The organism is Nonomuraea longispora, from assembly GCF_004348345.1.
Lineage (GTDB): Bacteria > Actinomycetota > Actinomycetes > Streptosporangiales > Streptosporangiaceae > Nonomuraea > Nonomuraea longispora.
The window spans coordinates 1-6,317 of sequence record NZ_SMJZ01000320.1; the positions used below are offsets into that span (position 1 = coordinate 1).

Below are 6,317 nucleotides of genomic sequence, written 5' to 3' on the forward strand. Positions count from 1 at the left end.
ACCGTTTGCTCCTAGTCTGATCCCGACTAGGGGGTGAGCGTCAGTGAGCACGCCGGGTGACGAGGGGCCGGAGCAGGGATGGGCGCCACCACAGGGGCCTTCCCCACATGGGCCGGCGCCCCAGCAGCCGCCGCCCCACGGGGCTCCGTCTCAGGGGCCGTCGCCGTACGGCCCGCCCCGCGAGGGCCCGTACCCAGGCCAGCCGCCCTACCAGCACCCGCCGTACGGACCGCCGCCGCCTCCCTCGCAGGGCGGCTCCGCCGGCGTGCTGGTCGCGTTCGCGTTCGTCGGCCTGGTGGGCTACAGCGTCATCAACGTGGTCGTCGGGTTCGCCGTCTTCCTCGCCGCCGTCGAGTCCGAGGCCAACTCCACCCCCATAGTGATCGCCGGCGCGGTCGTCCTGGCGCTCGTCGGCCTGGGGGCGGGCATCGGATTGTGCCTGGTGCGCGGCAAGGTCTGGGCGAGAGGCACCGGTCTCGGGCTGATGATCGGGTGGGCGCTCTGGTCGATCTTGACGGCGGGCATGTGCACCGGGCTCAACCCCAGCGTGTACGGCTGAAGCATGCCCCTCCACGAGATCTTCGTCGGCCTGGGCGTCCTGGTGGCATCCGTGGTCTTCGTGCGGGAGGCGAGGAGGCGTGGCGCGCTCAACGAGCAGTCGTTGATCGCGGTCGCCGGGGCGCTGGTGGGCGGAGCCGTCGGGATGCGCCTGGCGGGCTGGCTGGAGACGCTCGACGCGGAGGACCTCTGGCTGTACGGCTCCCGCAGCATCCTGGGCGGCCTGACGGGCGCGTACGTGGGCGTCCTGGTGGCCAAGAGGCTCATCGGCTACAGGGAGCGCACGGGTGACCTGTTCGCCCCGGCGGTGGCGCTGGGGATGGCGGTGGGCCGGATCGGCTGCCATCTGACGGAGGCGCCGGGCAGACCTACCGACCTGCCGTGGGGCGTGCACGCTCCGCCGGCCACCCCTGAGTGCCCGGGTTGTCTTACCGGCCAGGCGATGCACCCGTCGTTCGTCTACGAGATCGTCTTCCAGCTCGCCGTGTTCGCCGCGCTGCTCTGGGCCCGCAAACGGCTCACCCAGCCGGGGGAGTTGTTCACCCTCTATGTCGCCGCGTACGCCGTCTTCCGTTTCCTCGTCGAGTTCACCAGGGCCAACGAGACGGTCTGGCTGGATCTGACCAGGCCGCAGTGGTTCCTGATCCCGGGCATGCTGCTGCTCGCCCTCAGGCTGGGGTACGGCTGGCGGCGCGGCTACTACGTCTCCCTCTTCTTCAACCGGAAGGTCATGTCTTGAGCACAGGGATGGGGCTGCGGGGCGACCGCATTCTCCGGTACGTCAACGCGTTCTGCCCGAGCTGTCATGGCCGTGACCTCGATCGGGTGGAGCGGCTGAGCGGCTATCTGGCCGAGCGTGACGGCAGGGTCTGGTTGGAACGCGGATGCCGCGAACACGGATATATCCGGACTTTGTATGACGAAGACCCGAAAATCCTGGCGTACCTCGAAGAATGGACTGCCCCCACCAAGCAGCACATGCCGGACGTGGCGGGGAACTTCCGCCAGATCCCCGAGGCGTACCTCCACGGCCTCCCCGAGATGCAGACCCAGCACACCTGCATCCTCCTCCAGGACATCGCGGAAGCCTGCAACCTGCGCTGCCCCACCTGTTTCGCTGACAGCTCGCCCGACCTGACGGGCGTCGTCCCCGTGCCCGACATCCTCGCGAACGTCGACCAGCGCCTCCACCGCGAGAACGGCAGACTCGACGTCCTCATGCTGAGCGGCGGCGAGCCGACCCTCCACCCCGAACTGGCCACCCTCCTCGCCGAGCTCCAGGACCGCCCGGTCACCCGCATCCTGATCAACACGAACGGCGTGCTCATCGCCAGGGACGACGCGCTGCTCGACCTGCTGACCGAGCACAGGGAGCGCGTCGAGGTCTACCTCCAGTACGACGGTTCGGCCGAGGCCTCGAAACACCACAGGGGCGGCGACCTGACCCGCATCAAGGCGCAGGCCGTGCAGCGCCTGTCCGAACGCGAGATCTTCACCACCCTGGTGATGACCGCCGCGCTCGGCGTCAACGACGGCGAGATCGGCGACGTCGTACGCCTCGCCCTCGACACCCCGTACGTCGGGGGTGTGTCGCTCCAGCCCCAGTTCGGCTCCGGCAGGTCGGGCGCCATCGACCCGGAGGACCGCCTCACCCACACCGGCGTGCTCAGCCGCCTGGGCCCGCAGACCGGCGGCCTGGTCACCTGGCGCGACCTGACGGCGCTGCCCTGCTCCCACCCGCACTGCTGCTCGGTCGGCTACCTCATCCGCGACGACGCCCATGAGTGGCGTTCGCTGACGGCGTTGATCGGGCACGACCGGCTCAAGGCGAACCTGGGCCTGGTCTCCAACCGCATCGCCGACACCGAGATCCCGCGCGAGTTGCGGCTGGCCGTACAGGAGTCCCTGCTCGGGCTGCTGTCGGAGCAGTCGTCGCTCTCGCACCCGCAGATCGGCGACCTGTGGCGCAACATCTGCGAGAACTGCGACCTCGGCGTCTCCACTCTCCTCGCGCTGGCGTCGTCGGCCCTCCCCGGCCGGCGCAGGAAGTTGCGCAGGATGATGGGGGAGCGGATCGTACGCATCACCGTCAAACCGTTCATGGACATCTCGACCATGATCGAGGAACGGCTCACGCAGTGCTGCGTGCACGTGGGAACGCGGGCCGAGCAGGACCAGTGCGCGCCGTTCTGCGCCGTGCAGGCCTGGCCGCAGTTGTCGCGGCAGCGGTTGTCCGCGGTGGCCGCGCGGCCCCGGGCCCCGTTCGAGGTGGTGTCGTGAACAAGGAGCCGTACGATCCGCTGCGGTTGTGCGTGTACGCGACCGTGGCGCTGCTGGCCTGGCTGCTCGGGCCGTGGGCGGTGCTCGGGTTCGCGGTGCTGGGGTTCGCCGGCTATTGGAGGGCGCGGCGAGCCGGGCTGACCCGGAGCAAGTGCCTGCTCAGGGACACCCGGCTCGTGCTGGCCTACCTCGCCCTCATCGGCCTGGCGGCGCTCGCCGCGATCATTCTCTGACTCCCGGCCGCCGCGAGGACTATTCGACGGGCACGTACAGGATGAGGGTCTCGGCGACGCAGGCGGGGCGCCGCTCGCCCTCGATCTCGATGGTCATCTTCAGATTGGACAGATAGCCCGCGGGCGTTCCTTTGACGTCGGAGAGCTCGCCGGCGGCCCTGATGCGCGCGCCGACGGGGACGGGCCGGGGGAAGCGGACCTTGTTGAGGCCGTAGTTGACGCCCATGGCGATGCCTTCGACCTTGACCAGCTCGAACATGAACGACGGCAGCAGCGACAGGGTCAGGTAGCCGTGGGCGATCGTGCCGCCGAACGGGCCCTCCTTGGCGCGCTCGACGTCCACGTGGATCCACTGGTGGTCATGGGTGGCGTCGGCGAAGAGGTTGACCTGGTCCTGGGTCACCGTCTGCCACCCGGTGGGGCCGAACTTCTCGCCGACGGCCGCCTTGAGCTCCTGAACATTCGCGAAGGTCCGCATGGTCCCGAACGCTATTGCGCGGGCGGCAGGGCTGCCAAGTGCACCACCTGCGTCGTGGCGCGGTCGTGCCCGGCGTACGTGTCCGTCGCCGCAGCGGGTTCCGAGCTGTTGCGAAGATCTTTACTCGAAACCATCGCATAGATGTTCGAGTCCGCGCTACAGTCTTGGGTACCGCAATCGAACAAGGGTTCGGCCTGGTGAGAGGGGTGTGTCCGATGACGGTGCTCGCGCCGGCCCCTGTCCGGACACGCCGTAGCACTTTCTTCCCAAATCTAAGACGGCCGCTATATCCGGCAATAGAGTCCGAGAGCGTGGATCCTGTGCGCAACCCCTATGCTCCCGGCGCCGGGCAGCGTCCGCCGGAGCTCGCCGGGCGCGATCGAGAGCTGCAGCAGTTCGAGGTCGTGCTGGAGCGAGTGGCCCGTGGGCGGCCCGAGCGCAGCATGGTCGTCACCGGCCTGCGGGGGGTCGGCAAGACCGTCCTGCTCAACACGTTCAAGTCCATGGCCATGCAGCGGTTGTGGGGCACGGGCAAGATCGAGGCCCGGCCCGACCAGTCGATCAGGCGGCCGGTCGCGGCCGCCCTGCACATGGCGATCCGCGAGCTGGCCCCGCGGCACCGCGCGCCCGAGCGCATCGAGGAGTTCCTCGGGGTGCTGAAGGCGTTCGCCATGCGCGACCCGGCCGCGGCCAAGGGCACCTCCCACTGGTCGCCCGGCATCGAGGTGCCCGCCAGCCGCGGGCGCGCCGACTCCGGCGACCTGGAGATCGACCTCACCGAGCTGTTCGTCGACGCCGCCGGCGTGGCCACCGACCTCGCGGTGGGCATCGCCCTGTTCATCGACGAGATGCAGGACGTGCAGCCGGCCGACGTCTCCGCGCTCTGCGCCGCCTGCCACGAGCTGTCGCAGACGGGCGGGCCGCTGATCGTGGTCGGTGCCGGGCTGCCGCACCTGCCGAGCGTGTTGTCGGCCAGCAAGAGCTATTCCGAGCGGCTTTTCCGCTACGCGCGCATCGACAAGCTCGACCGCGACGCGGCCGACATGGCGCTGATCCTGCCGGCGCGTGAGGAAGAGGTGGAGTTCACCCAGGAGGCGCTCGACGCGCTCTACGAAGCCGCCGACGGCTATCCCTATTTCGTCCAGGCCTACGGCAAGGTCGCGTGGGATCTCGCGCCGCGCAGCCCGATCACCATCGACGACGTCAAGGTCTCCGCGCCGGAGGCCGAGGAGGAGCTCGCCGTCGGATTCTTCGGTAGCCGCTACGAGCGGGCCACGCCGGCCGAGCGCGACTACATGCACGCCATGGCGCAGATCGGCGACGAGCCGGTCGCGACCGCCGAGGTGGCCGACGCCCTCGGGCGCAAGCCGTCCAGCCTCTCTCCCGCCCGCGACAGCCTCATCAAGAAAGGGCTCATCTACAGCGCCGAGCGCGGCCTGATCGCGTTCACGGTGCCGCACTTCGGCAGGTTCCTGCGCGCTCAACCGGTCTGAGCGACGCCCCTAGACCTCTATTGGGCTGTCTAGTGGGGAAGCTAGACAGCCCAATAGAGTTATATCGGCCTGCCTGTCGAGCGACGTCTAACGCTCTCTAGCGTCAGGCCGATACCGGCGTATATTTCGTCAGAGACTCGCTGCCCTCCGAGCCGACCACGGCCATCCGCACCGCCGGGCGCCGGCCGCTCAGCTGGACGGCGAAGACGACGTCGTCGTTGTCGTGGTTCTGGAAGGCGAAGAAGCGCCAGCACAGCTCGCGCCAGCTGTCGTACGGCTCCGGCGACGTCAGCCCGTCCCGGTGGTCGCGCCAGGCGCCACTCGACCTGAGCCGGGCGAGCGACGCCGACTCCGACGGGCCGCGCTGCTGCTCGCACGGGGTACGGAAACGGGCGCGGGCGATCAGCTCGTCGATCTCCGGCGACAACACGAGCACCAGGGCGACCCCCGCGACCGTGAGCCACGACGGGTTCAGCACGGCCACCCACCCCGGCACCGGCGCCAGCACCGACACCCCGGCCATCCCGGTCAACGCCACGGTCCGGCCGATCGAACGCCAGCCGACCGGCGCCGAGCTCACCTCGCCGAAGCAACCGCACCCCGCGTCCGGCCGCCGCCTGCGCAGCTCCAGCAGCACGTACGTCGACATCGCGAAGAAGGCGACAGTGGCCCACCTGAAGATCGTATGGCTGGTCGCCAGGAGACCCGCGGCCAGCACCAGCTCGACGGCCGCGCACACCAGCAGCGCGGGGGCCCGCAGGCGCCCCGGCACCAGGACCGCCGGCCCGAGCCTGGCCAGCTCGCCGGGCTCACTCTTCAGGCGGACCGTGACCACCTTGGCCATGGTGCCCAGAACGAGCAGCACGACCAGCAGCGGGAGCTGCGATTCCCACACGTGCCTCACCCCAATCCGATCTGAGCATTGAAGCACCCGTTGACCAGGTCGCCGCCGAGTTCCACGTAGGAGAACGGCGACAACTCCACGATCCGCCCGCGCGGCGAGGTGTCGCACTCGACGCACCGGTCGCAGAACCGCCCGGCCACACATCCGCACGCCACCACCGGAACGTCGGCGGAGCGGGTGGAGCACACGTTCGTGACCCGGAGCAGCGACCCGACCGACAGGTACGGCAGGCCGGCACACGACACCCCCGCCTGCGCGCAGCCCGTGTCGGTGCGCTCCAGCATCGGGTAGGCAGCGCCCCGCTCCTCCTGGTCGAACGTGTCGGACCAGGTGGCGGTGCCCGCGATGCCGGCTGGCATGCCCGCGTGCAC

Annotated in this window: 7 protein-coding genes and 1 pseudogene; 5 read left to right on the forward strand and 3 right to left on the reverse strand. The window is 69.7% G+C overall.

Annotation, left to right across the window (positions count from 1 at the left end; translation table 11 throughout):
• Window positions 1–43 precede the first annotated feature (43 nt).
• The 4 genes from E1267_RS41945 to E1267_RS41960 are packed head-to-tail and all read left to right on the forward strand — an operon-like array spanning window position 44 to window position 3,071.
• The gene (locus E1267_RS41945; protein ID WP_132341611.1) at window positions 44–559 is read left to right on the forward strand and encodes a hypothetical protein; all 516 of its coding nucleotides are present in this window, start codon (window positions 44–46) and stop codon (window positions 557–559) included.
• Between the two features lie 3 nt (window positions 560–562).
• Entirely contained in the window at window positions 563–1,297 is a 735-nt protein-coding gene (locus E1267_RS41950) for a prolipoprotein diacylglyceryl transferase (RefSeq protein ID WP_132341613.1), read from the forward strand.
• Window positions 1,294–2,838 (forward strand): radical SAM protein, encoded by a 1,545-nt coding sequence (locus E1267_RS41955; RefSeq protein WP_132341615.1) that lies wholly within the window; start codon window positions 1,294–1,296, stop codon window positions 2,836–2,838. Before E1267_RS41950 ends, E1267_RS41955 begins: the two co-directional genes overlap by 4 nt.
• Window positions 2,835–3,071, forward strand: coding sequence for a hypothetical protein (locus tag E1267_RS41960; RefSeq protein ID WP_132341617.1), 237 nt, complete (start codon window positions 2,835–2,837; stop codon window positions 3,069–3,071). The genes E1267_RS41955 and E1267_RS41960 overlap by 4 nt, the downstream gene beginning before the upstream one ends.
• A 19-nt stretch (window positions 3,072–3,090) precedes the next feature.
• On the opposite strand, the gene E1267_RS41965 is transcribed toward E1267_RS41960, so the two are convergent.
• The gene (locus E1267_RS41965) at window positions 3,091–3,549 is read right to left on the reverse strand and encodes a MaoC family dehydratase (protein ID WP_132341620.1); all 459 of its coding nucleotides are present in this window, start codon (window positions 3,547–3,549) and stop codon (window positions 3,091–3,093) included.
• A gap of 311 nt (window positions 3,550–3,860) precedes the next feature.
• Here E1267_RS41965 and E1267_RS41970 point away from each other — a divergent pair, with 311 nt between their 5' ends.
• Window positions 3,861–5,042 (forward strand): ATP-binding protein, encoded by a 1,182-nt coding sequence (locus E1267_RS41970; protein ID WP_132341622.1) that lies wholly within the window; start codon window positions 3,861–3,863, stop codon window positions 5,040–5,042.
• A gap of 103 nt (window positions 5,043–5,145) precedes the next feature.
• Here E1267_RS41970 and E1267_RS41975 read toward each other — a convergent pair whose 3' ends face one another.
• Both E1267_RS41975 and E1267_RS41980 read right to left on the reverse strand, forming a co-directional pair.
• Complete coding sequence (locus E1267_RS41975) at window positions 5,146–5,937, reverse strand: MauE/DoxX family redox-associated membrane protein (RefSeq protein WP_246064684.1); 792 nt, start codon at window positions 5,935–5,937, stop codon at window positions 5,146–5,148.
• Window positions 5,938–5,942: 5 nt separating this feature from the next.
• Window positions 5,943–6,317 (reverse strand): annotated as a pseudogene (locus E1267_RS41980) (hypothetical protein); the annotation flags it as partial.